This is a genomic window from Streptomyces canus (assembly GCF_030816965.1).
GTDB classification, from domain to species: domain Bacteria; phylum Actinomycetota; class Actinomycetes; order Streptomycetales; family Streptomycetaceae; genus Streptomyces; species Streptomyces canus_E.
This window is the reverse complement of the sequence record NZ_JAUSYQ010000002.1, coordinates 7346534-7373171: the sequence shown is the minus strand read 5'-3', so window position 1 is coordinate 7373171 and position 26638 is coordinate 7346534. Positions and strand designations below refer to the sequence as shown.

The 26638-nt window shown below is 66.7% G+C and carries 17 protein-coding genes and 3 rRNA genes; 5 read left to right on the top strand and 15 right to left on the bottom strand.

The window, feature by feature from the left end:
- Positions 1 to 25: 25 nt before the first annotated feature.
- The 6 genes from rrf to thyX all read right to left on the bottom strand — a co-directional run bounded on the left by rrf (position 26) and on the right by thyX (position 9366).
- Positions 26 to 142: ribosomal RNA gene (gene rrf / locus QF027_RS34980) — 5S ribosomal RNA — on the bottom strand.
- Positions 143 to 212: 70 nt separating this feature from the next.
- Positions 213 to 3335, bottom strand: a 23S ribosomal RNA gene (locus QF027_RS34975).
- 314 nt (positions 3336 to 3649) lie between these two features.
- Positions 3650 to 5175, bottom strand: a 16S ribosomal RNA gene (locus tag QF027_RS34970).
- Together the 16S, 23S and 5S rRNA genes form the textbook arrangement of a ribosomal RNA operon.
- Positions 5176 to 5675: 500 nt before the next feature.
- Complete coding sequence (locus tag QF027_RS34965) at positions 5676 to 7361, bottom strand: ribonuclease J (RefSeq protein WP_306975590.1); 1686 nt, start codon at positions 7359 to 7361, stop codon at positions 5676 to 5678.
- Between the two features lie 153 nt (positions 7362 to 7514).
- The gene (gene dapA, locus QF027_RS34960) at positions 7515 to 8414 is read right to left on the bottom strand and encodes a 4-hydroxy-tetrahydrodipicolinate synthase (protein ID WP_307079123.1); all 900 of its coding nucleotides are present in this window, start codon (positions 8412 to 8414) and stop codon (positions 7515 to 7517) included.
- 211 nt (positions 8415 to 8625) lie between these two features.
- The gene (gene thyX, locus QF027_RS34955) at positions 8626 to 9366 is read right to left on the bottom strand and encodes an FAD-dependent thymidylate synthase (RefSeq protein WP_306975594.1); all 741 of its coding nucleotides are present in this window, start codon (positions 9364 to 9366) and stop codon (positions 8626 to 8628) included.
- Between the two features lie 178 nt (positions 9367 to 9544).
- Here thyX and QF027_RS34950 point away from each other — a divergent pair, with 178 nt between their 5' ends.
- Together QF027_RS34950 and QF027_RS34945 are read left to right on the top strand one after the other, a co-directional pair.
- A complete protein-coding gene (locus tag QF027_RS34950; protein ID WP_306986513.1) occupies positions 9545 to 9784 on the top strand; it encodes a hypothetical protein in 240 nt (79 codons plus the stop codon).
- Positions 9785 to 9908: 124 nt separating this feature from the next.
- Positions 9909 to 10463, top strand: a complete 555-nt coding sequence (locus tag QF027_RS34945; RefSeq protein ID WP_306975595.1) for a hypothetical protein — start codon at positions 9909 to 9911, stop codon at positions 10461 to 10463.
- 70 nt (positions 10464 to 10533) lie between these two features.
- Here QF027_RS34945 and QF027_RS34940 read toward each other — a convergent pair whose 3' ends face one another.
- The 6 genes from QF027_RS34940 to eccD all read right to left on the bottom strand — a co-directional run bounded on the left by QF027_RS34940 (position 10534) and on the right by eccD (position 17693).
- Positions 10534 to 10989 carry a hypothetical protein gene (locus QF027_RS34940; RefSeq protein WP_307079121.1) on the bottom strand — a complete coding sequence of 152 codons (456 nt, stop codon included), beginning with the start codon at positions 10987 to 10989 and terminating at the stop codon, positions 10534 to 10536.
- Positions 10989 to 11741, bottom strand: coding sequence for a 4-hydroxy-tetrahydrodipicolinate reductase (gene dapB / locus QF027_RS34935; protein ID WP_307079117.1), 753 nt, complete (start codon positions 11739 to 11741; stop codon positions 10989 to 10991). Before dapB ends, QF027_RS34940 begins: the two co-directional genes overlap by 1 nt.
- Positions 11742 to 11776: 35 nt before the next feature.
- Positions 11777 to 13156: a M16 family metallopeptidase gene (locus tag QF027_RS34930; protein WP_307079116.1), complete on the bottom strand. Its 1380-nt coding sequence runs from the start codon at positions 13154 to 13156 to the stop codon at positions 11777 to 11779.
- Positions 13153 to 15372 (bottom strand): polyribonucleotide nucleotidyltransferase, encoded by a 2220-nt coding sequence (locus QF027_RS34925; RefSeq protein WP_307079114.1) that lies wholly within the window; start codon positions 15370 to 15372, stop codon positions 13153 to 13155. Before QF027_RS34925 ends, QF027_RS34930 begins: the two co-directional genes overlap by 4 nt.
- A gap of 314 nt (positions 15373 to 15686) precedes the next feature.
- A complete protein-coding gene (gene rpsO / locus QF027_RS34920) occupies positions 15687 to 15974 on the bottom strand; it encodes a 30S ribosomal protein S15 (protein WP_005479656.1) in 288 nt (95 codons plus the stop codon).
- A 255-nt stretch (positions 15975 to 16229) separates the two neighbouring features.
- Entirely contained in the window at positions 16230 to 17693 is a 1464-nt protein-coding gene (gene eccD / locus QF027_RS34915) for a type VII secretion integral membrane protein EccD (RefSeq protein WP_306975605.1), read from the bottom strand.
- Positions 17694 to 17953: 260 nt separating this feature from the next.
- Here eccD and eccCa point away from each other — a divergent pair, with 260 nt between their 5' ends.
- Genes eccCa through QF027_RS34900 form a run of 3 tightly spaced genes read left to right on the top strand, consistent with a single transcriptional unit; the run spans position 17954 to position 23252 of the window.
- Positions 17954 to 21892: a type VII secretion protein EccCa gene (gene eccCa, locus QF027_RS34910; protein WP_306975607.1), complete on the top strand. Its 3939-nt coding sequence runs from the start codon at positions 17954 to 17956 to the stop codon at positions 21890 to 21892.
- 23 nt (positions 21893 to 21915) lie between these two features.
- Complete coding sequence (locus QF027_RS34905) at positions 21916 to 22629, top strand: hypothetical protein (RefSeq protein ID WP_307079112.1); 714 nt, start codon at positions 21916 to 21918, stop codon at positions 22627 to 22629.
- 20 nt (positions 22630 to 22649) lie between these two features.
- On the top strand, positions 22650 to 23252 hold the full coding sequence (locus QF027_RS34900; RefSeq protein WP_306975611.1) for a hypothetical protein: 603 nt from the start codon (positions 22650 to 22652) through the stop codon (positions 23250 to 23252).
- Between the two features lie 71 nt (positions 23253 to 23323).
- Here QF027_RS34900 and QF027_RS34895 read toward each other — a convergent pair whose 3' ends face one another.
- From QF027_RS34895 to QF027_RS34885, 3 genes are read right to left on the bottom strand one after another with little or no spacing between them, the layout of a single operon-like run.
- Positions 23324 to 24193 (bottom strand): hypothetical protein, encoded by an 870-nt coding sequence (locus QF027_RS34895; RefSeq protein WP_307079110.1) that lies wholly within the window; start codon positions 24191 to 24193, stop codon positions 23324 to 23326.
- A gap of 25 nt (positions 24194 to 24218) precedes the next feature.
- Complete coding sequence (locus QF027_RS34890) at positions 24219 to 25340, bottom strand: hypothetical protein (RefSeq protein ID WP_307079108.1); 1122 nt, start codon at positions 25338 to 25340, stop codon at positions 24219 to 24221.
- Between the two features lie 5 nt (positions 25341 to 25345).
- Entirely contained in the window at positions 25346 to 26599 is a 1254-nt protein-coding gene (locus QF027_RS34885) for a putative T7SS-secreted protein (RefSeq protein WP_307079106.1), read from the bottom strand.
- Between the last annotated feature and the right edge of the window lie 39 nt (positions 26600 to 26638).

Below are 26638 nucleotides of genomic sequence, written 5' to 3'. Positions count from 1 at the left end.
CAGGATCCAACCCTTTTGAATAATTGTTCGGCGGTGTCCTACTCTCCCACAGGGTCCCCCCTGCAGTACCATCGGCGCTGTAAGGCTTAGCTTCCGGGTTCGGAATGTAACCGGGCGTTTCCCTCACGCTATGACCACCGAAACACTATGAAACTCAGACCGGAAAACACACAGTCGTTGCCTCAGAACTAACACAGTGGACGCGAGCAAATATGGACAAGCCCTCGGCCTATTAGTACCGGTCACCTCCACCCATTACTGGGCTTCCAGATCCGGCCTATCAACCCAGTCGTCTACTGGGAGCCTTAACCCCTCAAAGGGGGTGGGAATACTCATCTCGAAGCAGGCTTCCCGCTTAGATGCTTTCAGCGGTTATCCCTCCCGAACGTAGCCAACCAGCCATGCCCTTGGCAGAACAACTGGCACACCAGAGGTTCGTCCGTCCCGGTCCTCTCGTACTAGGGACAGCCCTTCTCAATATTCCTGCGCGCGCAGCGGATAGGGACCGAACTGTCTCACGACGTTCTAAACCCAGCTCGCGTACCGCTTTAATGGGCGAACAGCCCAACCCTTGGGACCGACTCCAGCCCCAGGATGCGACGAGCCGACATCGAGGTGCCAAACCATCCCGTCGATATGGACTCTTGGGGAAGATCAGCCTGTTATCCCCGGGGTACCTTTTATCCGTTGAGCGACGGCGCTTCCACAAGCCACCGCCGGATCACTAGTCCCGACTTTCGTCCCTGCTCGACCCGTCGGTCTCACAGTCAAGCTCCCTTGTGCACTTACACTCAACACCTGATTGCCAACCAGGCTGAGGGAACCTTTGGGCGCCTCCGTTACTCTTTAGGAGGCAACCGCCCCAGTTAAACTACCCATCAGACACTGTCCCTGATCCGGATCACGGACCCAGGTTAGACATCCAGCACGACCAGACTGGTATTTCAACGACGACTCCCCCCGAACTGGCGTCCGGAGTTCACAGTCTCCCAGCTATCCTACACAAGCCGAACCGAACACCAATATCAAACTGTAGTAAAGGTCCCGGGGTCTTTCCGTCCTGCTGCGCGAAACGAGCATCTTTACTCGTAGTGCAATTTCACCGGGCCTATGGTTGAGACAGTCGAGAAGTCGTTACGCCATTCGTGCAGGTCGGAACTTACCCGACAAGGAATTTCGCTACCTTAGGATGGTTATAGTTACCACCGCCGTTTACTGGCGCTTAAGTTCTCAGCTTCGCCCGACCGAAGTCGGACTAACCGGTCCCCTTAACGTTCCAGCACCGGGCAGGCGTCAGTCCGTATACATCGCCTTACGGCTTCGCACGGACCTGTGTTTTTAGTAAACAGTCGCTTCTCGCTGGTCTCTGCGGCCACCCCCAGCTCGAGGAGCAAGTCCTCTCACCAGTGATGGCCCCCCTTCTCCCGAAGTTACGGGGGCATTTTGCCGAGTTCCTTAACCATAGTTCACCCGAACGCCTCGGTATTCTCTACCTGACCACCTGAGTCGGTTTAGGGTACGGGCCGCCATGAAACTCGCTAGAGGCTTTTCTCGACAGCATAGGATCATCCACTTCACCACAATCGGCTCGGCATCAGGTCTCAGACTATTGCCAGGCGGATTTACCTACCTGACGTCCTACACCCTTACCCCGGGACAACCACCGCCCGGGCTGGACTACCTTCCTGCGTCACCCCATCACTCACCTACTGCAAGTCTGGTTCGCCGGCTCCACCACTCCCCTTTGCCCGAAGGCTCCGGGGCGGCTTCACGGACTTAGCATCGCCTGGTTCAGTGTTTGACGCTTCACAGCGGGTACCGGAATATCAACCGGTTATCCATCGACTACGCCTGTCGGCCTCGCCTTAGGTCCCGACTTACCCTGGGCAGATCAGCTTGACCCAGGAACCCTTAGTCAATCGGCGCACACGTTTCCCACGTGTGTATCGCTACTCATGCCTGCATTCTCACTCGTGAACCGTCCACCACTGCCTTCCGGCGCGGCTTCACCCGGCACACGACGCTCCCCTACCCATCACAGCCGCCGTTGGGCGTATTGCTGCAATGACACGACTTCGGCGGTACGCTTGAGCCCCGCTACATTGTCGGCGCGGAATCACTAGACCAGTGAGCTATTACGCACTCTTTCAAGGGTGGCTGCTTCTAAGCCAACCTCCTGGTTGTCTCTGCGACTCCACATCCTTTCCCACTTAGCGTACGCTTAGGGGCCTTAGTCGATGCTCTGGGCTGTTTCCCTCTCGACCATGGAGCTTATCCCCCACAGTCTCACTGCCGCGCTCTCACTTACCGGCATTCGGAGTTTGGCTAAGGTCAGTAACCCGGTAGGGCCCATCGCCTATCCAGTGCTCTACCTCCGGCAAGAAACACACGACGCTGCACCTAAATGCATTTCGGGGAGAACCAGCTATCACGGAGTTTGATTGGCCTTTCACCCCTAACCACAGGTCATCCCCCAGGTTTTCAACCCTGGTGGGTTCGGTCCTCCACGAAGTCTTACCTCCGCTTCAACCTGCCCATGGCTAGATCACTCCGCTTCGGGTCTTGAGCGTGCTACTCAAACGCCCTATTAGGACTCGCTTTCGCTACGGCTACCCCACCCGGGTTAACCTCGCAACACACCGCAAACTCGCAGGCTCATTCTTCAAAAGGCACGCAGTCACGAGACACCAAGCAAGCTTGATGTCCGACGCTCCCACGGCTTGTAGGCACACGGTTTCAGGTACTATTTCACTCCGCTCCCGCGGTACTTTTCACCATTCCCTCACGGTACTATCCGCTATCGGTCACCAGGGAATATTTAGGCTTAGCGGGTGGTCCCGCCAGATTCACACGGGATTTCTCGGGCCCCGTGCTACTTGGGTGTCTCTCAAACGAGCCGCTGATGTTTCGACTACGGGGGTCTTACCCTCTACGCCGGACCTTTCGCATGTCCTTCGCCTACATCAACGGTTTCTGACTCGCCTCACAGCCGGCAGACTGTGAAAGAGAGATCCCACAACCCCCACGACGCAACCCCTGCCGGGTCTCACACGTCGTAGGTTTGGCCTCATCCGGTTTCGCTCGCCACTACTCCCGGAATCACGGTTGTTTTCTCTTCCTGCGGGTACTGAGATGTTTCACTTCCCCGCGTTCCCTCCACATACCCTATGTGTTCAGGTATGGGTGACAGCCCATGACGACTGCCGGGTTTCCCCATTCGGAAACCCCCGGATCAAAGCCTGGTTGACGACTCCCCGGGGACTATCGTGGCCTCCCACGTCCTTCATCGGTTCCTGGTGCCAAGGCATCCACCGTGCGCCCTTAAAAACTTGGCCACAGATGCTCGCGTCCACTGTGCAGTTCTCAAACAACGACCAGCCACCCATCACCCCGGAGCTTCACTCCGAGTTCACTGGGGCCGGCATCCGAAGGACGAGCAACGCTCGCACCCTCAGACACCCAACAGCGTGCCCGGCACCCCCGCCACTCGTGATCAGCGTTCCACGCTCCGAAGAGCAGTACTTGCAGCCCGAGATGACTGAGAGTGCCGAATAATCAACGTTCCACCCATGAGCAACCACCGTCGAACGTGTGCCGACGTAATGGCCCTGGACCACCAAGCACGCTCGGCGGCCTAGATGCTCCTTAGAAAGGAGGTGATCCAGCCGCACCTTCCGGTACGGCTACCTTGTTACGACTTCGTCCCAATCGCCAGTCCCACCTTCGACAGCTCCCTCCCACAAAGGGTTGGGCCACCGGCTTCGGGTGTTACCGACTTTCGTGACGTGACGGGCGGTGTGTACAAGGCCCGGGAACGTATTCACCGCAGCAATGCTGATCTGCGATTACTAGCAACTCCGACTTCATGGGGTCGAGTTGCAGACCCCAATCCGAACTGAGACAGGCTTTTTGAGATTCGCTCCACCTCACGGTATCGCAGCTCATTGTACCTGCCATTGTAGCACGTGTGCAGCCCAAGACATAAGGGGCATGATGACTTGACGTCGTCCCCACCTTCCTCCGAGTTGACCCCGGCGGTCTCCTGTGAGTCCCCATCACCCCGAAGGGCATGCTGGCAACACAGGACAAGGGTTGCGCTCGTTGCGGGACTTAACCCAACATCTCACGACACGAGCTGACGACAGCCATGCACCACCTGTACACCGACCACAAGGGGGGCACCATCTCTGATGCTTTCCGGCGTATGTCAAGCCTTGGTAAGGTTCTTCGCGTTGCGTCGAATTAAGCCACATGCTCCGCTGCTTGTGCGGGCCCCCGTCAATTCCTTTGAGTTTTAGCCTTGCGGCCGTACTCCCCAGGCGGGGAACTTAATGCGTTAGCTGCGGCACCGACGACGTGGAATGTCGCCAACACCTAGTTCCCACCGTTTACGGCGTGGACTACCAGGGTATCTAATCCTGTTCGCTCCCCACGCTTTCGCTCCTCAGCGTCAGTAATGGCCCAGAGATCCGCCTTCGCCACCGGTGTTCCTCCTGATATCTGCGCATTTCACCGCTACACCAGGAATTCCGATCTCCCCTACCACACTCTAGCTAGCCCGTATCGAATGCAGACCCGGGGTTAAGCCCCGGGCTTTCACACCCGACGTGACAAGCCGCCTACGAGCTCTTTACGCCCAATAATTCCGGACAACGCTTGCGCCCTACGTATTACCGCGGCTGCTGGCACGTAGTTAGCCGGCGCTTCTTCTGCAGGTACCGTCACTTTCGCTTCTTCCCTGCTGAAAGAGGTTTACAACCCGAAGGCCGTCATCCCTCACGCGGCGTCGCTGCATCAGGCTTTCGCCCATTGTGCAATATTCCCCACTGCTGCCTCCCGTAGGAGTCTGGGCCGTGTCTCAGTCCCAGTGTGGCCGGTCGCCCTCTCAGGCCGGCTACCCGTCGTCGCCTTGGTGAGCCATTACCTCACCAACAAGCTGATAGGCCGCGGGCTCATCCTTCACCGCCGGAGCTTTCAACCACCACAGATGCCTGCGGTAGTGGTATCCGGTATTAGACCCCGTTTCCAGGGCTTGTCCCAGAGTGAAGGGCAGATTGCCCACGTGTTACTCACCCGTTCGCCACTAATCCCCACCGAAGTGGTTCATCGTTCGACTTGCATGTGTTAAGCACGCCGCCAGCGTTCGTCCTGAGCCAGGATCAAACTCTCCGTGAATGTTTACCGGTAATCCGGTCGACACCACGAGAGCGGAACAGTCAGGCGGAATAAGCCCGACCGTTCACAGCGTCCTCGCTGTGTTTTACTTCAAAGGAACCTCGCCCCAGCAGATGCTGGAGACGGGGTATCAACATATCTGGCGTTGATTTTTGGCACGCTGTTGAGTTCTCAAGGAACGGACGCTTCCTTTGTACTCACCCTCTCGGGCTTTCCTCCGGGCTTTCCCTTCGGTCTTGCGTTTCCGACTCTATCAGACCGTTTCCGGTTCCGATTTCCTCGGTGCTTTCCAGGTTCCCGCTCTCGCGTTTCCCTTTCCGGCGGCTCCGACTTTATCAGAAGTTCTGAGTCGGAATTCCCGCCCCCCGGAGGCTGGCTCCGGAGCACGAAGCTGCCGGGTTCCCCCTCGGGCGGAGCCGTAAACGTACTGGAGCGGGGCGCCTCGATGCAAATCGAGGCGCCCCGCTCCCGGTTCACTCGGACGAGTGTCCGACGGTCCGTCAGACCTCCACCACCACAGGGAGGATCATCGGCCTGCGGCGATAGGTGTCGGAGACCCACTTGCCCAGGGTCCGCCGCACCAGCTGTTGCAGCTGGTGGGGTTCGACCACGCCGTCCTGCGCCGAGCGCTCCAGAACCTCGGTGATCCTCGGGATCACGTCGCTGAACACCGAGTCGTCGATGCCGGAGCCGCGGGCCTGGATGTGCGGGCCGCCCGTGATCTTGCCGGTGGACGAGTCCACCACCAAGAAGACCGAGATGATGCCCTCGTCGCCGAGGATCTTGCGGTCCTTGAGGGCCGGCTCACCGACATCGCCGACCGAGAGGCCGTCAACGTAGACGTATCCCGCCTGGACCTTGCCCGAGATCTTCGCCTTGCCCTCTACCAGGTCGACGACCACACCGTCCTCGGCGATGACGATCCGGTCGTGCGGGACGCCGGTCAGGGCGCCCAACTCGGCGTTGGCGCGCAGGTGCCGCCATTCGCCGTGGACCGGCATCAGGTTCTTCGGCCGGCAGATGTTGTAGAAGTACAGGAGCTCGCCCGCGGACGCGTGGCCCGAGACATGCACCTTGGCGTTGCCCTTGTGGACGACGTTGGCGCCCCAGCGGGTCAGGCCGTTGATCACGCGGTAGACCGCGTTCTCGTTCCCGGGGATCAGCGAGGACGCGAGGATCACCGTGTCGCCGTTGACGATCCGGATCTGGTGGTCGCGGTTGGCCATGCGGGACAGGGCTGCCATCGGTTCGCCCTGGGAGCCCGTGCAGACCAGGACCACCTCGTGGTCCGGGAGGTCGTCGAGTGTCTTGACGTCGACGACCAGGCCCGGGGGGACCTTCAGATAGCCGAGGTCGCGCGCGATGCCCATGTTGCGGACCATCGAGCGGCCGACGAAGGCGACCCGGCGGCCGTACTCGTGGGCCGCGTCCAGGATCTGCTGGATGCGGTGGATGTGGCTGGCGAAGCTCGCCACGATGATCCGCTTGCGGGCGTTGCCGAAGACCTGCCGCAGGACGTTCGAGATGTCCTTCTCCGGCGGGACGAAGCCCGGGACCTCGGCGTTCGTGGAATCGGAGAGAAGGAGGTCGATGCCCTCCTCGCTCAACCGCGCGAACGCGTGCAGGTCCGTGAGACGGCCGTCCAGCGGGAGCTGGTCCATCTTGAAGTCGCCCGTGTGGACCACCATGCCGGCGGGCGTGCGAATGGCGACCGCCAGGGCGTCGGGGATGGAGTGGTTGACCGCGACGAACTCGCAGTCGAAGGGTCCGATGCGCTCGCGGTGTCCCTCCGCCACCTCGAGGGTGTAGGGGCGGATGCGGTGCTCCTGGAGCTTGGCCTCGATGAGCGCGAGGGTCAGCTTGGAGCCGATCAGGGGGATGTCCGGCTTCTCGCGGAGGAGGAACGGGACACCACCGATGTGGTCCTCGTGGCCATGTGTGAGGACGATGCCCTCGATGTCGTCGAGGCGGTCCCTGACGGACGAGAAGTCCGGCAGGATCAGGTCGATTCCGGGCTGCTCCTCCTCCGGGAAGAGCACACCGCAGTCGACGATCAGCAGGCGGCCGCCGTACTCGAAGACCGTCATGTTTCGGCCGATCTCACCGAGACCACCGAGTGGGGTGACCCGCAGGGCGCCTTCGAGAAGCGGCGGGGGCGGGGCCAGTTCAGGATGCGGATGACTCAAAAGACTCTCCTCACCACACACGCCACGTACCGGTGGGGCACATGGCGTGCGTGACGTTCGTGCGTGTAGCAGTTGTCGTTGTGGTGCGGGCACCGGTGGCCCGCGTATTCAGTTGTTGAGTCCGGTTGCGCGCCGGGCGCGCGAAGTCTGGTGCTAGAGCTGTACCCCGCCGGCGGCAAGATCGATCTTGAGCTGCTCGATCTCGTCGGTGGAAAGCTCCACCATGGGGGCGCGCAGGGGCCCGGCGGGCAGGCCCTGGAGGGCGAGCGCGGCCTTGGTCGTCATCACGCCCTGGGTGCGGAACATGCCGGTGTACACGGGGAGCAGCTTCTGATGGATCTCGGTTGCCTTCTGTACGTCGCCGGAGACGAACGCCTCGACCAGGGCGCGCAGGTCCGGGGTGACCACATGGCCGACGACCGAGACGAAGCCGACCGCGCCGACGGAGAGCAGCGGGAGGTTCAGCATGTCGTCGCCGGAGTACCAGGCGAGGCCCGAGCGGGCGATGGCCCAGCTGGCGCGGCCGAGGTCGCCCTTGGCGTCCTTGTTGGCGACGATCCGTGGGTGCTCGGCGAGCCGGACCAGGGTCTCGGTGCTGATTGGGACGCCGCTGCGGCCCGGGATGTCGTAGAGCATGACGGGCAGCTCTGCGGCATCGGCGACGGCCTTGAAGTGCCGGTACAGGCCCTCCTGCGGGGGCTTGTTGTAGTACGGCGTCACGATCAGGAGGCCGTGCGCGCCCACCTTCTCGGCGGCCCGCGCCAGCTCGATGCTGTGGTGGGTGTCGTTGGTGCCGACGCCGGCGACGACGTGGGCGCGGTCGCCGACCGCCTCCAGTACGGCTCGTACCAGGTCCGATTTCTCCGCGTCACTGGTGGTGGGGGACTCGCCGGTGGTGCCGTTGATGATCAGGCCGTCGTTGCCTGCGTCCACCAGGTGGGTGGCGAGCCGCTGTGCGCCGTCGAGGTCGAGTGCGCCGTCCGCCGTGAACGGCGTGACCATGGCGGTGAGGACCCGCCCGAAGGGGGTCTGCGGAGTGGAGGTCGGAGCCATGGGTAACACGCTACTCGTTGCTCAAGGTGGGGTCTGCCCTAGGGGGACGCGACAAGTGCTGACAAATGCGGAGCCCGGCACTGCCTGCTCGGGGGTTCAAGCAGTGCCGGGTCCGTTTGATCAGGCTAGATGAACTTCTCTAAATGCCGCAATACGGACACTTCGCCGGGAGGACCCGCACATCTGTGCTCCGCGGGGAAACAGGCGTCCGTTACGGCGCCACACGGCCGTTCGCATTGAAGGCGGCGTAGGTGAGCGGCATGAGCTTGGCCCATTCCGCCTCCATCTTCTCGCCGACCATCTCGATCTCCCGCTGCGGGAAGGACGGCACCTTCGCCTGCTCGTGCTGGGTGCGCAGACCGAGGAAGTGCATGAGCGAGCGGGCGTTGCAGGTGGCGTACATCGAGGAGAACAGGCCGACGGGGAGCACCGAGCGGGCGACCTCGCGGGCGACGCCCTGCGCGAGCATCTCCTGGTAGGCGCGGTACGCCTGGCGGTACGACTCCTCCATGGCGCTGCCGACGGACTCGTGCTGCTCGGGGGTGCCCTCGACGAAGACGTACTTGCCCGGGCGGCCCTGCTGGACGAGCTTGCGGTCGGGGCCGGGGACGTAGAAGACGGGCTGGAGCTCCCGGTAGCGGCCGGACTCCTCGTTGTACGACCAGCCCACGCGGTGCCGCATGAACTCGCGGAAGACGAGGATCGGGGCGTTGATGAAGAAGGTCATGGAGTTGTGCTCGAACGGGCTGCCGTGCCGGTCCCGCATCAGGTAGTTGATCAGGCCCTTGGAACGCTCCGGGTCCTTGGTCAGCTCTTCCAGGGACTGCTCTCCGACGGTCGACACCCTGGCGGCGAACAGCACGTCGGAGTCGGCCGCGCTGTGCTTGACCAGTTCGACAGTGACGTCGTCGCGCAGCTCGATCTTGAAATCGTCGTCGGGGGTGGGGGTCACGGTTCGGGGGGTCCTTCCCAGCTCGTCGTATGGCGACGCCACTCTACGACCCGCCAAACGGGACTTTCACTGTCGTGACCGAGTTAAGTCGGCGAAACCGGGCACCTTTTGCGGCAACCGCTCGTCTGTACAGACAGCAGCGATTCGTTCGATCCCCGAAGGGAGAAGTACCCCCATGCTGTTGCGTCGGCGCGAGCCCGTACCGTTCGCCTTTCTCGCCGAAGCCGACAGGTTCCGCAGCAATGTCACCCCTCCACCCCGCCAGAGGGCGTCCGCCGGTGAGATCGCCGGACGCTGGTTGACGGGACTCACCATCGTCGCCGGACTCGTCGGATCCCTGGTCCTCGGGATGCCGGCGCTGTCACAGGATCAGGCGCCCGTCCAGAACCAGCAGTCGCAGGCCTCCCAGGGGCGCTGACGCTCCCCCACTGCCCGAATGGCGTGGGAGGTACCCCCCTGGCCCCCCTGAGGTGGCCGACAGGGTTACCGGCGGATAGCCTCACCGGGCACAGCCCACCGCATGGATCGAGTGAGGACCCGCCGTGCCCCTGCCCTTCCTGACGGCCGACCGCGCATTCGAGACGACGGACGACGTCGCGCTGCCGTTCGACAACCGTGACCACTGGCGCCGGCCCTACCGGCCCGGTCCGTGGCGGGTGGGCGTAGCCGCGATCCTGCTGCTGCTCGCCTCGTACGTGCTGTTCGCGGCGGTGATCATCGCGCTGACGGACTCGCCGTCCGAGGCCGGTGTGGTGTTCGGCATCGCGGTCCTCGTCATCGTCGGTGCGCTACGGCTGCTGCGCATGGGTGTGTGGGTCAGCGCTCGCGGGGTGCGCCGAGTGGGCTTCCTCCTCACTCGTACGGTGTCCTGGGAGCGGGTCGTCGCCGTGCGGACGGCACAGCAGCCGGTGCGCTGGCTCGGACTGCCGCGCACGGTCCAGGGGCAGGCCCTGACCCTCGTACGGCAGGGCCAGGCACCGCAGGACGTGTCGCCGCTGCTGACCACGCACAACGCGGACTTCCTCGCGCGCGGCCAGGCGTTCGAGCGGGCCGCGGACGCGGTGGAGGCCTGGGCCGCGGAGTACGGGCGGGTATGAGCCCGACAGGGATGCATGGCGAAGGGGGCCGGTCCGCACCAGGACCGGCCCCCTTCGCCATGCCGGGGCTTCAGAGCTGCTGGACGGGCCTGCCGTCGTGCAGGGCTATCGCGCGCTGCATCGCCTTGCGCGCCCGGGGCGTGTCGCGGGCGTCGTGGTAGGCGACGGCGAGGCGGAACCAGCTGCGCCAGTCGTCGGGAGCCGCCTCCGTCTCGGCCTTGCGCTTGGCGAAGACCTCGTCGGCCGAGTCACGGTCGATCCGGCCGCCGGGCGTGCGCTGAAGCTCGTCGACGGGCAGGCCGCCCTCGGCGTCGAGCTCCGCGGCGAGAGCGTTGGCCCTGCGGACGAACTGGGTGCTCTTCCACAGGAACCACACGCCGATCACCGGCAGGATCAGCACCGCGCCGCCGAAGGTGACGGTGATGAGGGTGCCGGACTGGATCAGCATGACGCCTCGGCTGCCGACCAGGACGAAGTAGAAGACCAGGACGGCGGCCGTGACGGCGTAGGACAGCTTGGCGCGCATCAGCCCAGGTCCAGGAAGTTCTCCAGGCCGAAGGTCAGGCCCGGGGTCGTGACCACTCGGCGGGCGCCGAGCAGGATGCCCGGCATGAAGCTGCTGTGGTGGAGGGAGTCATGGCGGACCGTCAGGGTCTCGCCCTCCCCGCCGAGCAGGACCTCCTGGTGGGCGAGCAGACCGCGCAGGCGGACGGCGTGGACGGGGATCCCGTCGACGTCCGCGCCGCGCGCCCCGTCCAGGGCCGTCTCCGTGGCGTCCGGCGCCGGGGCCGTGCCCGCCGCGCGCCGGGCCTCGGCGATGAGCTGGGCCGTGCGTGTGGCGGTGCCGGACGGGGCGTCGACCTTCTTGGGGTGGTGGAGCTCGACGACCTCGACGGACTCGAAGTAGGGCGCGGCGATCTGCGCGAACTTCATCGTCAGGACGGCCCCGATGGAGAAGTTGGGCGCGATGAGGACGCCGGTCTGCGGGGAGGCGTCCAGCCAACCCCTCAGCCGCTCGAGGCGCTCGTCGGTCCAGCCCGTCGTACCGACGACGGCGTGGATGCCGTGGCCGACGCAGTACTCGAGGTTGGCCATCACCGAGGCCGGCGTGGTCAGTTCGACGGCGACCTGCGCGCCGGTCTCGGCCAGGGTCTGCAGTGTGTCGCCCCGGCCGAGGGCGGCCACCAGCTCCATGTCCTCGGCGGCCTCGACGGCCTTGACCGCCTCGGCGCCGATCCGGCCCTTGGCTCCGAGGACCGCCACGCGCAGCTTGCTCATCTTCTTGCTTCCTTAACCGATGCAACCGGGGTGGATTAGGCGACGGCCTCGTGCAGTCGGGCCGCCTGCTTGTCCTTCAGCGGGCCGATGACCGACAGCGACGGACGCTGTCCCAGGATCTCGCGGGCGACCGCACGCACGTCGTCCGGGGTGACCGACGCTATCCGGGCCAGCATGTCGTCGACGGACATCTGCTCGCCCCAGCACAGCTCGCTCTTGCCGATGCGGTTCATCAGCGCGCCGGTGTCCTCCAGGCCCAGGACCGTGGAGCCCCTCACCTGGCCGATGGCACGGCCGATCTCGTCGTCCGAGAGGCCGTGTTCGGCGACCTGGTCGAGTTCGTCGCGGCAGATCTTCAGCACGTCGTGGACCTGCGAGGGCCGGCACCCGGCGTACACACCGAACAGGCCGCAGTCGGCGAAGCCGGAGGTGTACGAGTAGACGCTGTACGCCAGTCCGCGCTTCTCCCTGACCTCCTGGAAGAGGCGCGAGGACATGCCTCCGCCGAGGGCGGTGTTGAGCACGCCGAGGGCCCAGCGGCGCTCGTCCGTGCGGGCCAGGCCGGGCATACCGAGGACGACGTGGGCCTGCTCGGTCTTGCGGCCGATCAGCTCGACGCGGCCCGCGGTGCGCAGGGCGCGCCTGCCGTCGCGCGGGGCGATGGGCATGGCGTCGGGGCTCTTCAGGGCGCCGGCCTTCTCGAAGGCTGCGCGCACCTGTCGTACGACCTTGTTGTGGTCGACGTTGCCGGCGGCCGCGACGACGAGATGGGTCGGGTCGTAGTGCTTCTTGTAGAAGCGGCGGATGCGGTCGGCGGTGAGGGCGTTGACGGTGTCCACCGTGCCGAGGACCGGGCGGCCGAGGGGGTTGTCGCCGAACATGGTGTGCGCGAACAGGTCGTGCACACAGTCGCCCGGGTCGTCCTCGGTCATGGCGATCTCTTCGAGGATCGCGCCCCGCTCGACGTTGACGTCCTCTTCGAGGATGAGCGAGCCCGTCAGCATGTCGCAGACGACGTCTATGGCCAGCGGCAGGTCGGCGTCGAGCACGCGCGCGTAGTAGCACGTGTACTCCTTCGCCGTGAAGGCGTTCATCTCGCCGCCGACCGCGTCGAGGGCGGAGGAGATGTCCAGCGCGCTACGACGAGTGGTGCCCTTGAAGAGGAGGTGCTCCAGGTAGTGCGTGGCGCCGTTCAGGGACGGTGTCTCGTCGCGGGAGCCGACGTGCGCCCAGATGCCGAAGGTCGCGGAGCGGACCGAGGGGAGGGTCTCGGTGACGATGCGCAGGCCACCGGGGAGGGTGGTCTTGCGGACGGTGCCGATGCCGTTCTCGCCCTTGATCAGGGTTTGGGTACGGGCGACGGCCCGCGCCTCCGAAGAGGTGCGGGCCGTCGCCGTGGAGCTGCTCGACGTCACTTGTCGGTGTCGTCCTTCTTGTCGTCCTCGGCGTCTTCGCCCTCGATCACGGGGATCAGGGAGAGCTTGCCGCGGGAGTCGATCTCGGCGATCTCGACCTGGACCTTGGCGCCCACACCGAGCACGTCCTCGACGTTCTCCACGCGCTTGCCGCCGGCGAGCTTGCGGATCTGCGAGATGTGCAGCAGACCGTCCTTGCCCGGGAGCAGCGACACGAACGCACCGAAGGTGGTCGTCTTGACGACCGTGCCCAGGTAGCGCTCGCCGACCTCCGGCATCGTCGGGTTGGCGATGCTGTTGATCGTGGTGCGGGCGGCCTCGGCGGAGGGACCGTCGACCGCACCGATGTAGATGGTGCCGTCGTCCTCGATCGTGATGTCCGCGCCGGTGTCCTCCTGGATCTGGTTGATCATCTTGCCCTTGGGGCCGATGACCTCGCCGATCTTGTCCACGGGGATCTTGACGGTGATGATCCGCGGGGCGTTGGGGGACATCTCGTCCGGCGTGTCGATCGCTTCCATCATCACGTCGAGGATGTGGAGGCGGGCGTCACGGGCCTGCTTGAGAGCGGCGGCCAGGACGGAGGCGGGGATGCCGTCCAGCTTGGTGTCGAGCTGGAGGGCGGTGACGAACTCCTTGGTGCCGGCGACCTTGAAGTCCATGTCACCGAAGGCGTCCTCCGCACCGAGGATGTCGGTGAGGGTGACGTAGTGGGTCTCGCCCTCGATGTCCTGGGAGATCAGGCCCATGGCGATACCGGCGACGGGGGCCTTCAGCGGCACACCGGCGTTCAGCAGCGACATGGTGGAGGCGCAGACCGAGCCCATGGACGTCGAGCCGTTGGAGCTCAGCGCCTCGGAGACCTGGCGGATCGCGTAGGGGAACTCCTCGCGGGTCGGCAGGACCGGGACCAGGGCGCGCTCGGCGAGGGCGCCGTGGCCGATCTCGCGTCGCTTCGGGGAGCCGACGCGGCCGGTCTCGCCGGTGGAGTACGGCGGGAAGTTGTAGTTGTGCATGTAGCGCTTGCGGGTCACCGGGGAGAGGGTGTCCAGCTGCTGCTCCATGCGGAGCATGTTGAGGGTGGTGACGCCCAGGATCTGGGTCTCGCCACGCTCGAACACCGCGGAGCCGTGCACACGCGGGATGGCCTCGACCTCGGCGGCGAGCGTACGGATGTCCGTCACGCCACGGCCGTCGATGCGCTTCTTCTCCTTGATCACGCGCTCGCGGACGAGCTGCTTGGTCAGGGAGCGGTACGCGGCGGAGATCTCCTTCTCGCGGCCCTCGAACTCCGGCAGGAGCTTCTCGGCGGCGAGCGCCTTGACGCGGTCCAGCTCGGCCTCGCGCTCCTGCTTGCCCGCGATGGTCAGCGCGGAGGCGAGCTCCGGGCGGACGGCGGCGGACAGCGCCTCCAGGATGTCGTCCTGGTAGTCGAGGAAGATCGGGAACTCGCCGGTGGGCTTGGCGGCCTTCGACGCGAGGTCGGCCTGGGCCTTGCAGAGCACCTTGATGAAGGGCTTCGCGGCGTCCAGACCGGCGGCGACGACCTCCTCGGTCGGAGCCTCGGCGCCGCCCTTGACCAGCTGGATGGTCTTCTCGGTGGCCTCGGCCTCGACCATCATGATCGCGACGTCGCCGTCCTCCAGGGTGCGGCCCGCGACGACCATGTCGAAGACCGCGTCCTCGAGCTCGGAGTGCGTCGGGAAGGCCACCCACTGGCCGTTGATCAGCGCGACGCGGACGCCGCCGATCGGGCCGGAGAAGGGCAGACCGGCCAGCTGCGTGGACGCGGAGGCAGCGTTGATCGCCACGACGTCGTACAGGTGGTCGGGGTTGAGCGCCATGATCGTGGCGACGACCTGGATCTCGTTGCGCAGGCCCTTCTTGAAGGACGGGCGCAGCGGGCGGTCGATCAGGCGGCAGGTGAGGATGGCGTCCTCGGAGGGGCGGCCCTCACGGCGGAAGAAGCTGCCGGGGATCTTGCCGGCGGCGTACATCCGCTCCTCGACGTCCACCGTCAGGGGGAAGAAGTCGAGCTGGTCCTTGGGGTTCTTGGAGGCGGTGGTGGCCGACAGCACCATGGTGTCGTCGTCCAGGTACGCCACGGCGGAGCCGGCGGCCTGCTTGGCCAGGCGGCCCGTCTCGAAGCGGATGGTGCGGGTGCCGAAGGAGCCGTTGTCGATGACGGCCTCGGCGTAGTGGGTCTCGTTCTCCACTAGCGTTTTCTCCGTTACTTTTCGTCTGCGTTGCGTCTTTTGTCCCGATCCGCCCGTGTGGCGGGGGGACGTGAGCGGAGAAGCGCTCCATCTGGTGCGGGCCGGTCTTCGATCGAAGCACCCGGGTTCGCAAGGCCCGGGGGCCACTACCGAGGACCGGCGGCGGCGAGGTGCACTTCTCCTCGTGATACTGCGTTGTGCTACCACACTACAAAGTGGGTGTGACACTGCGCACGTTTCCGCACGTACGTCGAGCACGTACGGCAAAGGGAGCGGTCCCCGATCGTTTCGGGAACCGCTCCCTTCACGGCGTCCTACTTGGCGCCCGCCGCACCGCGGCGGATGCCGAGGCGGTCGACCAGCGCACGGAAGCGCTGGATGTCCTTCTTCGCCAGGTACTGGAGAAGGCGGCGGCGCTGACCGACGAGGATCAGCAGACCACGACGGGAGTGGTGGTCGTGCTTGTGCGTCTTGAGGTGCTCGGTCAGGTCCGAGATACGGCGCGAGAGCATCGCGACCTGGACCTCGGGGGAGCCGGTGTCGCCCTCCTTGGTACCGAACTCGGTGATGATCTGCTTCTTCGTAGCGGCGTCGAGCGACACGCGTACTCCTCGTAGTCTCTTGGGTAGCCACCGAGTGCCCCTGGTCCACTTCTCAGGGGAGCTTCCGTAACTCGGGAGGCGGGGATCCGCTGGGCGCGGCCTCCAGAGCGGTGAGCTCCGGGGGTGCGTACACAAACGGCCGTCAGCCAGCGTATCAGCCCTACGGCAGTGCCCCGGCCCACGCCGGCGTCGTACACATGCCGCGGCGGCTGCCACCCGTGCGGGTGACAGCCGCCGTGAGGTGTGGGCGGGGCGTCAGCTGGTCATGCCGCGGGCCGCCGCGTACAGGTCGAGGACCGCGAGGCACAGCGGGACCAGGGAGAGGAGCACCGCGCCCTCGCTCAGGTCGAGCATCCGGCCCCAGAAGGGGGTCACGCCCTTGCGCGGCACGATCAGGGCGATGGCCACCAGGAGCGTGGCACCCAGGGCCACCGCGGCGGACAGCCAGACGGTGCGGATGTCCAGCGGGGCGCTGTTGTGGTCGTAGATGAGGTCCTTGATGATGTCGGCCGGCGGGTTCAGGGCGAGGCCGAGGACCAGCAGGCTGACGGTGATGATGCCGGAGATCATCAGGGTCACGACCTGGGACGTGTACAGGAAGAGCCGGGCCCGCATCAGCATGGCGAGGCCGGCCGCCAGCGAGAGCAGCTGGGCCCAGCCGCTGCTGGAGAAGCCGAGCACCACACCGGCGGAGGCGACGCCGGTGACCGCGGAGCCGCCGACGAGGCCGAGCAGCAGCTCGTGGCCGCGGCGGGCCTGGTCGGTGATGAGCTGGTAGTCGACCGGCTCCTGCTCCTGCTGGTCCTCGGCGCGTCCGCGCTTGGCGATCTGGTCGGGCGAGCGGAAGCCGATGGGCAGCCGGGAGAAGCGGGCGGACCAGCCGGGCAGGAAGCCGATGACGGCGACCATGACGACGGCGGTGACGGCGGCGGCCTCGCGCGGCTCGGCCTCGGAGACGATCGCGGCGAAGGTGGCGAGGACGCCGATGCCTGCGCCGAACGCGGCGGCGATGAAGGGCGCGTCCTTCTGGGGCAGCATCAGGACGAGCAGCACCGCGGCGACGAGGACGACGGCGAAGCCGACGAGGAGGTTCAGCCGTCCGGGGCCCTCGCCCGCGTCGAGGGCCATGATGCCGGAGCCGCCGACCATCAGGTGCGGCAGCGAGGCGAGGCCGAGGGCCACGGCCGCGTGGTGGTCGTCGTAGACCCGGGCGCGGACGGAGGCGAGCGCGACGAGGACGACACCGGCGACCCCGGCGATGACGCCCGGCAGTCCGTGCATGTCGTGGCGCAGCGGCTCCGAGAACCACAGGGCCAGCGCCATCATCGTCAGCAGCAGCGCGCCGGCGGTCAGGCCGACGACACGCATCATGCCGTCGTTCCAGCTGCGCCGGTCGGCCTCGACGACGGCGGCCACCGCGTCGACGACATCGTCGAAGACGGCGGGCGGCAGGGAGTCCGCGAACGGCCGCAGGAGCAGCAATTCGCCATCGCGTATCTGCTGTTCGGCGAGCGAGCGGCCGTCGTCGAGGACGGAGCCGTCCCTGCGTACGAGGTTGTACCCGGTGGGCGCGGCCTCTTCGGGTGTCTGTCCCGACAGCCGCAGGATCTCCGGGTAGACGTCAGAGAGCGGCACGTCCTCGGGAAGTGCCACATCGATCCGGCTGTTCGGTGCCGCCACCGTGACCCGGCAGAATCCGGTTGCTGAAACCGTACTCACCTGACGGTTCCCCCTAGTCCAGTACTCGGTGATTCGTCGCGGTTTGCCAGGGCGATTCCCGCTCCGCGCTTCGTTTGGAGCGTCACCCTACCGTCCTCTTGCGGCTTCTCCCCATCCCCTCCCGGGTCAAGGGGCCCGCAGAACAGTAGGATCAACGCCCGGCTCATGTGTTGGCAAAGCCCCATGAGTTGACGAACATACGGGGGCCGTCACGACGGGGGCGGTTCGACATTGCGATTGCGTGAAGGACTGGTGGATCGGTGAGCGTCGTCATCGTCAAGCGCCCGCCGCGGGTGTTCCCGCCGGAGGTGCCGAGTGAGGAGGTCAAGCTCGAGTCCCCTCCCGAACTCCCTCGTACCGAGGACGACAGCCTCCTGATGAACCTGCTGCCCATGCTGGGCATGGGTTCGTCGGCGGCGTTCTTCTTCATGCCCGGCGCCCAGGGCTTCATGAAGATCATGGGCGGACTCATGATGGTGTCCACGGTCGCCATGCTGGTCGCCCAGATCGTGCGGTCCCGCAAGGGACCCTCCGGTCAGATGGCCGAGGCCCGGCGCGACTACCTCAAGTACCTGGCGCAGAAGCGCCGTGAGGTGCGGCGCACGGTGCACAAGCAGCGCGACGCCCAGTACTACCTGCACCCGGCGCCGGAGCAGCTGTGGGCGCTGGTCGCCGAGGGGTCGCGGCTGTGGGAACGGCGGGCCATGGACCCGGACTTCGTCCAGGTCCGGATCGGCCTGGGCCCGCAGCAGTTGGCGACGCCGCTGGTCGCGCCCGACACCGCGCCGGTGGACGAGCTGGAGCCGCTGACCGCGCACGCGATGCAGCAGTTCATCGCGAGCTACGGCACGCTCGGTGAACTCCCGCTGGCCATCGGGCTGCGCTCCTTCTACCACGTGACGATCTCCGGGGACGCGGAGACGGTCTACGGCCAGACCCGGTCGGTCATCGGTCAGCTGGCCTCGCTGCACTCGCCCGAGGACGTGGTGATCGCGGTCGTGGCCTCGCCGGGTGCGGCGGTGGACTGGGAGTGGACCAAGTGGCTGCCGCACATGCAGCACAAGGAGTCCGACGGCGCCGGCAGCCGCCGTCTGCTCTGCTACGACCTCGGCGAGCTGGAGGAGATGATCGCCCACCAGCTGGAGGGCCGCCCCCGCTGGAGCCGGGACGGCTCGCCGGTGCTCGACCAGCCGCACGTGGTCGTCGTACTCGACGGCGGCGGTGTCCCCGCCGACTCGGTCCTCGCCTCGGCGGAGGGCCTGCAGGGCGTGACCATCGTCGAGGTGGTGCCCGGCGAACTCGACGAGGCGCGTGGCTCGCTGTCGGTGCGGGTGTGGCCCGACGGCATGGAGCTGGAGGCGGGCACGGGTGTCTTCACCGGTGTCCCCGACGTGCTGTCGCAGGCGCAGGCGGAGTCGCTGGGACGCCAGTTGGCGCCCCTGCGGCTCGGTGCCGCCGATGCGGACGAACCGCTGCTGGCGAACCTGGACTTCACCGACCTGATGCAGATCGGTGACGCGGCGAGCGTGGACGTCTCGCGCACCTGGCGGCCGCGCACCCTGCACGAGCGGCTGCGCGTGCCGATCGGTCTCGGCGAGAGCGGTGAACCGGTCATGCTGGACCTCAAGGAGGCCTCGCAGGAGGGCATGGGCCCGCACGGCCTGTGCGTCGGCGCCACCGGTTCCGGCAAGTCGGAGCTGCTGCGCACGCTGGTCCTCGGCCTCGCGGTGACGCACTCGTCCGAGACGCTCAACTTCGTCCTCGCGGACTTCAAGGGTGGTGCCACCTTCACCGGCATGGGCAACATGCCGCACGTCTCCGCGGTCATCACCAACCTGGCCGACGAGCTCACGCTCGTGGACCGGATGCGCGACTCCATCACCGGTGAGCTGACCCGCCGCCAGGAACTTCTGCGGCAGGCCGGCAACTACGCCAACATCACCGACTACGAGAAGGCGCGCGCCGCCGGTGCCGCGCTCGACCCGCTGCCCTCGCTCGTCCTGATCATCGACGAGTTCAGCGAACTGCTCGCCGCCAAGCCCGACTTCATCGAGATGTTCATCCAGATCGGTCGTATCGGCCGTTCACTGGGTGTGCACATGCTGCTCGCCTCGCAGCGCCTCGAGGAGGGCAAGCTGCGGGGGCTGGACACCTTCCTGTCGTACCGCATCGGTCTGCGCACCTTCTCCGCGGCCGAGTCCCGTACGGCGATCGGTGTGCCCGACGCCTACCACCTGCCGAACGTCCCCGGTGCGGGCATCCTCAAGTACGACACCGAGACGATGGTGCAGTTCAAGGCCGCCTACGTGTCGGGGACCTACCGGCCGAACGGGCCGACGGTCCAGGGCGGCGGCCGGATCGACCGCTCCCCCGTGCTGTTCACCGCCGCTCCGGTGCCGGTGCGGATCCTCGCCGAGCCGGAGCCGGAGACCCGGAGCAACCAGGTCGACGACGCGCTGGCCGACACCGTCCTCGATGTCATCGTCAGCCGCCTGGACGGTCAGGGTCCGCCCGCCCACCAGGTGTGGCTGCCGCCGCTGGACGAGCCGTTCAGCCTCGACCAGGTGCTGCCGGCCCTCAACATCAGCGCTGAGCGCGGTCTGCACGCCGAGGGCTACCACGCCCAGAGCAAGCTGATCGTCCCGGTCGGCCTGGTCGACAAGCCCTTCGAGCAGCGCCGTGACGTGATGTACGCGGACCTGTCGGGGTCCGCCGGTCACGCGCTGATCGTGGGCGGTCCGCAGTCCGGCAAGTCGACGCTCGTGCGCACGATGGTCACGTCGTTCGCGCTCACCCACACCCCGGCCGAAGTGCAGTTCTACGCCCTCGACTTCGGTGGCGGCGGCATGCTCGCGCTGGAGAACCTGGCCCACATGGGCGGCGCGGCCTCGCGACTGGACCAGGAGAAGGTCCGCCGTACGGTCGCGGAGGTGCACGGCATCCTGGGCGCCCGTGAGGAGTTCTTCCGCTCCAAGAGCATCGACTCCATGAACACCTTCCGCTCCCGCCGGGCCCAGGGGCACTACCCCGACCAGCAGTGGGGTGACGTCTTCCTGATCATCGACGGCTGGGCGACGTTCAAGAACGACTACGAGATGCTCGACCCGGTCATCGCGGACATCGCTCAGCGTGGTCTCGGTTTCGGCATCCACCTGATCATCACCGCGACCCGCTACACGGAGATGCGGCCGGCACTGCGCGACCAGATCCTCAGCCGTCTCGAACTGCGCCTCGGTGACGCGATGGAGTCGGAGTTCGACCGCAAGCGCGCCGAGAACGTGCCGATGGGCAAGCCCGGCCGCGGTCTGTCCCCGGACAAGCTGGACTACCTGGCCGCCACCCCCCGGATCGACGGGTCGACGCAGGTGGAGGACCTCGCCGACGGCATGGCGAACCTCGTGCAGAGTGTCAACAACGCCTGGCAGGGCCCGGCGGCCCCGAAGGTGCGGATGCTGCCGACGATGCTGCACGCGTCCGAGCTGCCCGGCGGCGGGGACTTCGGCAGCCGCGGTATCGCGGTCGGCGTCGACGAGCTCACCCTCTCGCCGGTCTTCGTGGACTTCGAGACGGACCCGCTGTTCGTCGTCTACGGCGAGAGCGAGTCCGGCAAGTCCTCGCTGCTGCGGTTCATGGCCAAGCAGATCTCCGAGCGGTACGCCCCCAACAAGGCGCTGTTCGTGGTCTCGGACTTCCGGCGCGCGCTGCTCGGCCAGATGCCCGAGAGCCACATGTACAAGTACTGCGCCTCGGGTCCGCAGCTCCAGGAGGTCATGGAGTCGCTGGCCGGCTCGATGAGCCGCCGGATGCCCGGCCCGGACGTGACGCCGGACCAGCTGCGCAACCGCTCCTGGTACAACGAGCCCGACGCGTTCATCTTCATCGACGACTACGACCTCGTCGCCACGTCGATGGGCAACCCGATGTCGGTACTCCTCGAGTACCTGCCGTTCGCGCGTGACCTGGGCCTGCGCATCATCCTGGCCCGCTCCACCTCCGGTGCCTCGCGGTCCTCCTTCGAGCCGGTCCTCACCCGGATCAAGGAACTCGGCGCGCAGGGCATCGTGCTGTCCGGTGACCCGTCGGAGGGCCCGGTGTTCAACAACATCAAGGCCACTCCGCAGCCGCAGGGCCGTGGCCAGTTCATCTCGCGCCGGTCGAGCGGCCAGCTCGTCCAGACGGGATACCTGCCGGAGAGCTGACCGTGTTCGGTGGAGGGGCGGCCGTGTCTGCGGGCCGCCCCTCTTTGCTGTGGATGCGGGAAGTGTCGGCGGAGGGCATCGGCACCAAGGAGCTAGGTGACGCCCGTGCCGAGTTTCACGAGCACTGGCGGTACGGCTCCGAGCAGATCGAGGAGCTGACAGGGAAGTTCGCGGACAGCGTGGGCGAGTCGCTCCTCGAACTGGTCCCTCATGAGCAGCAGGCCGGCTTCCTGGAGCAGCTCGCCCAGGCCAGGGCCCTCACTTCGGAGATGCAGCGGGAAGGCGTGGTGAGCTTCGCCATCGGCGCCCACGAGGGGGACGACGGCGCCCTGCTGGAGTCGGTCGTCATGCTCGCCCGTCGCGAGATCCCCTGGACCCCGCCGAAGCTGGCGGCGGCGCAGGCGGCGACCGCGCGCAAGAACGCGCTGCCGATCGCCGTGGTGGACCTGCCCTGCGGGCCCGGTGCTTTCACCGAGTCACTGGTGGAGCTGCCGGAGCAGGCCGACTCCCGGCAGCGTTCCCTGTACGAGGTGACCGCGTATCTGCCCTTCCCGGATGGGCGGAACCTCGGGGTCCTCACGCTGACGACGACGGCCGTCGACGCTCGCGAGAACTACCGTGACATCCACCGCGCCATGGCGGAGATGGTGAGCTTCGACAACCCGCTCCCTGAGGAGTTCAAGGCCCAGATTCCCGAGTCCGAGATCGAGGCGTCCGTGCGCGCGGTCTTCGGCTGACCTCGATGGAGCGAAACGCAGTGGACGTTCCCCTGACGAAGACGGCTTACGAGGACCCGGCCACCCGGCGGGCCTGGCGCCGCACGGCCGCGCTCCGGTTCAGTGCCTTCGTGCTCTCTCTCGGGTCCTTCGTGGCCTGGTTGTACGCGGTGCTCCTGACACCGGTGTGGACTCTCTGGGTCCTCTTCCCGGCCCTGTTCGTGCTGATCTACCTGGCCATGCTGAACACGGCGAGGGTCCTGGGCATCCGGTCACTGCGCCGGGTTCTGCGGGTCTATCCCTGGCAGTCGGTCCCCGGGGCCGCCTCGATCGCGAAGAACGGCACCACCCGGTTCTCCTTCGCGGATCCCGAGCGCCCGGACAAGACCGTCTCCCTCGGTTACGGCAGCTTCCTGGGCAGCGGATACACCTTCTGGGTCCGAAAGGTCAGGTCCGGCGAGGTGGGCGAGGTCTGGTTCGCGGGCGACCCCCGCTTCCTGGGCGTCGTCGCCGTACCGGGCCCGCGCCGGCTGTTCGGAGTCGCTCAGCGTACGGCGGTGGACGACCGGATGTCGGCCCGCAAACGCGGCGTCAGCCCCGAGGCGCGGGAGCGGGCCAAGGCGGCGGGGGCGCGGGTCGGTTGAGGGGCTGAGTGCGGGTACGGCGGTGGCGGCGCCCGGGGAGGGTGCCGCCACCGCCGTATGCGTGCTGCCTGTCAGAGCCGTGTGTCCAGGAGCTTGCGCAAGGGTGGCGAGAGCTCGTGCACGGGTGCTCCCGCGGCCTGGGACCTGGTCAGCTCGTCGAGGTAACGGAGGGCCTCGCCGGACAGTTCCCTCTGGCGTCTGCCGAGGCGGTGTCCGGCCAGCCAGGTCCAGATACCGAGGGGGATGAGCAGTACGGCCGCGTACGCCGCGGGCAGGTCCTTGACCACGGCGTAGCCCACCCCGACGGCTCCGGCGACGACGAGGATCCAGCCCGCCTCGTCGTGCCAGCCGCCCTGGTCGGCGATCCGCTCGTACTCCTCGACCTCGGCCGGCTTGGGCGGCGGGGCCACCGGGGTGGCTCGTACGCCGGTGGCCGGCGCCCCGGCCGGTGTGGCGTACGACGGCAGCGGGGCCACCTCGAGTTGACCACCGCCGCGGCCCGTCAGCCACGCGGGCACGTAGGTCACGGGGGCGCCGTGCGCGCGCGCCGCCGCGAGCACGTGCCGGTATCCCTCCAGGAAGGGGTGCCGGAGCTTGCGCCTGCCCTGGAGGTTGACCTGGACGAAGGCGGCGAGCGCCAGGACCAGGAGAGCCGCCGGAGGTGCGGCTGCCACCGCCATGTTGTCCGGCTTGCCGGCCGCGGCCCATACCAGCCAGACGATTCCGACGGCGGTGGCCAGGGATCCGGACCAGACCAGTCCTCCGCGCCCGAGCCGTCGTAGGGCGGCCACGTGTTCGGAGAGGGTCTTTCTGACCGCCCCGTCGTCGAAGTAGTCGTAGCCGTACGTGCTGCCGATCTGCCGTACGGCATCGGCGAGTCGCGGGTCCGCGGACAGTGAGTGCGCGCCGACCGGCAGGAGATCACTGGTGGTTTTGTCCATGATGCGGCCGCCTCCTCGGGCCGGCCTATCCGAAGGCGGAGTCGACCGGCCCCCGCACGACACGTGTGCAGGGGGCGATCACCTCGATGACGAGTCGTTGGCGGCCGGAGATCAGCGTGATGTTGACGCGGTGTCCCGAGTCGCCGTCCGCGGCCAGGGACACGCTCTGGCCCTGTGTGCCCGACAACTTGAACCAGCCCTGCCCCTGGAAGGTCTCTTCGAGCCGTCCGACGGCGACCGCGAGCTCCGCGTCTTCGACACCGTCGATCTGCCAGTGGTGGCGTGCCGTGCACACCGACCTCAGCCCCTTGGACCAGCAATCGACACACGTGACCGCGGACACCGCGTTGCCCTCGTCCATCCGCCCGCGCACGCCGAGGGCGTCCAGGACCCGGCTGGAGTGGGCATAGAGCTCTTGGACGACGGCCGGATCGGGAGCCACGTCCGGGACCGGCTGAGCGTGCGAGAGCGCGGAGGCCATCTCGGCCTCCTCCTCCGTGGCCCAGTCCAGCGTCCGGACGATCGTCGCGAAGAGTTCGGAGTAGAGGTCCCAGTCCTCCATGGAAGGCGTGGAGAGCTCGAACACCAGCATGTCGGCGTCGTTGGGCAGGGGGATGTAGACCTGGATCTGGCCGCGGGGCACTTCCAGCGGCTCGCCGGTCGGGGACGCCTCGGCGGTGATCGTGAACGGCGCGCCGCCGATCCTCACGACGGCCTGGCTGTCCCCCTTGCCCGACGGCAGGGTGCTGATCTGGACGTCGTCGTCGGGGTAGGCCCGGCGAAGCGCGGAGTAGGCCTCCGACAGGGCCTCGCCGGCCGTGATCTTCTCCAGCGACATACGGTAGACCGCGACGGTGGCGGTGCTCCGGCGCCCGTCCATGTCCATGAGGCAGAAGCCAGCGTACTCGGCGCCCGCTTCCGCCAGTTGGGCGGTGATCTGGAAGTAGAGGGCGAACATCGTGATCTGGTCGTCCTCGCTGCCCTCCGCGAGGATCGTCCTGACCAGTTCGCCGAGCCGTTCGCCGACCTCGTCGGCGTCCTCAGCGTCCACGGGAAGCTCGTGGAAGAACGGCGGCATGATCCAGCCGACGTGGAGGTCGCCGCGCCGGCCCTCGGGGTCTGCCGTGACGGTGGTGACTTCGGTCATCTCGCTCAGGCCGCCAGGGTCTGGAGGAACTTGTCACCCGTGGCGGGGTACGGCATCGTCCGGACCGGAGCGGGCTGGCTCGGGTTCGCCGGGGTCGGGTGAGTCGACACCGCGGGCTGGCTGCCACCGTCGTCGCCGCCGAAGATGAGCTTTCCGGTGCCGAAGAGGGCGCTGCCCGCCTTCGTGGGAAGCGAGATCTTCCAGACCTCCGACTCGGGCAGGGCCTTGCCGAGCGGACCCAGGATCCGCTTGTTGATCTGCGTCGACATGACACCGTTCTTGATGCCCTGCATCAGGCCCTTGCCGCCCTGGGTGAGGCCGGCGGCGAGCTTGGCGCCCTTCGCTCCTGCCTTGATGCCGGTGAACAGGCCCTTGGCCGCGCCGATGCCGGGAAGCATGCCGAACGCGTCCATACCGATCTTGAAGGGCGAGGCGCCGCCCATCCAGTGGCCGGCCATGGCAGCCCCGGAGAAGGCGATGGCGCCCGCGCCCAGGATCGCGGAAGCGACCTGGCCACCGACCGGAATGACGTTGACGACGATCGCGGCTGCGGCCAGCGCGCTGGAGATGGTGGAGAACAGGTCCGCGTTGTCGATCAGGAAGTTCTTGAAGCCGTCCCAGGCGCCCTTCAGGCCATCCGTGATCTTGTCCCAGATGCTGATGTCCGGCGGCCGGTTGTTCGCGGCCTCGCGGATGGCCTTCTCGGCCTTCGCGGCCTGTTCTTCCCAGTACTTGCGCAGCGCCTCGCCGTTCTCGATGAGAAGCTTGAGGTCGGTCGCGGCGTCCTGGGCGGCTCGCGAGGCGGAGTCTGCCTCCTCGGAGAGCGCCTTCGCCTGGTGCTCGGTGAGCTGCTGGAACTGTGCGCCCTCGATCTTGACATTGACCTTGTCGACGTCGGCGTTCTTCTGGTCGAGCCGCTTGCGGGCCTCGACCGCGCGCTCCTCGAGGTTCTTGGCCTGGCGCTGCATGGTCTCGAGTTCGTCGTGCCAGCCCTTGAGCGCCCTGGAGCAGGCGTTCATCGACTCGTGGCCCTGCTGAAGGTACTTGGGCAGTTCGCCGACCTTCTCCTGGAACTTCTTGGCCGCCTCGCCGTCCCAGACGCCGTCCGTCTTGCCGACGCCCACCAGCATCTCGCGCATCTCGTCGAGCTCGTCACCGACCGTCTTCACGTCGTACGCCAGTGACTCGATCGTGTGCAGGTCGCCCTTGGCCGGGTTGAACGTCAGTCCGGGCCAGTTGGGGTCGTCGAACATTCCCATCGTCTTCTCCCCGTTGTGTGCGTGTGCGAGTTGTCGGAC

What these genes read in the sequence shown, in the direction of transcription:
- dapA (WP_307079123.1), bottom strand. Translation starts at nt 8,414, where the DNA reads ATGGCTCCGACCTCCACTCCGCAGACCCCCTTCGGGCGGGTCCTCACC.
- QF027_RS34940 (WP_307079121.1), bottom strand. Translation starts at nt 10,989, where the DNA reads ATGCGCGCCAAGCTGTCCTACGCCGTCACGGCCGCCGTCCTGGTCTTC.
- dapB (WP_307079117.1), bottom strand. Translation starts at nt 11,741, where the DNA reads ATGAGCAAGCTGCGCGTGGCGGTCCTCGGAGCCAAGGGCCGGATCGGC.
- QF027_RS34895 (WP_307079110.1), bottom strand. Translation starts at nt 24,193, where the DNA reads ATGGACAAAACCACCAGTGATCTCCTGCCGGTCGGCGCGCACTCACTG.
- QF027_RS34890 (WP_307079108.1), bottom strand. Translation starts at nt 25,340, where the DNA reads ATGACCGAAGTCACCACCGTCACGGCAGACCCCGAGGGCCGGCGCGGC.
- QF027_RS34885 (WP_307079106.1), bottom strand. Translation starts at nt 26,599, where the DNA reads ATGGGAATGTTCGACGACCCCAACTGGCCCGGACTGACGTTCAACCCG.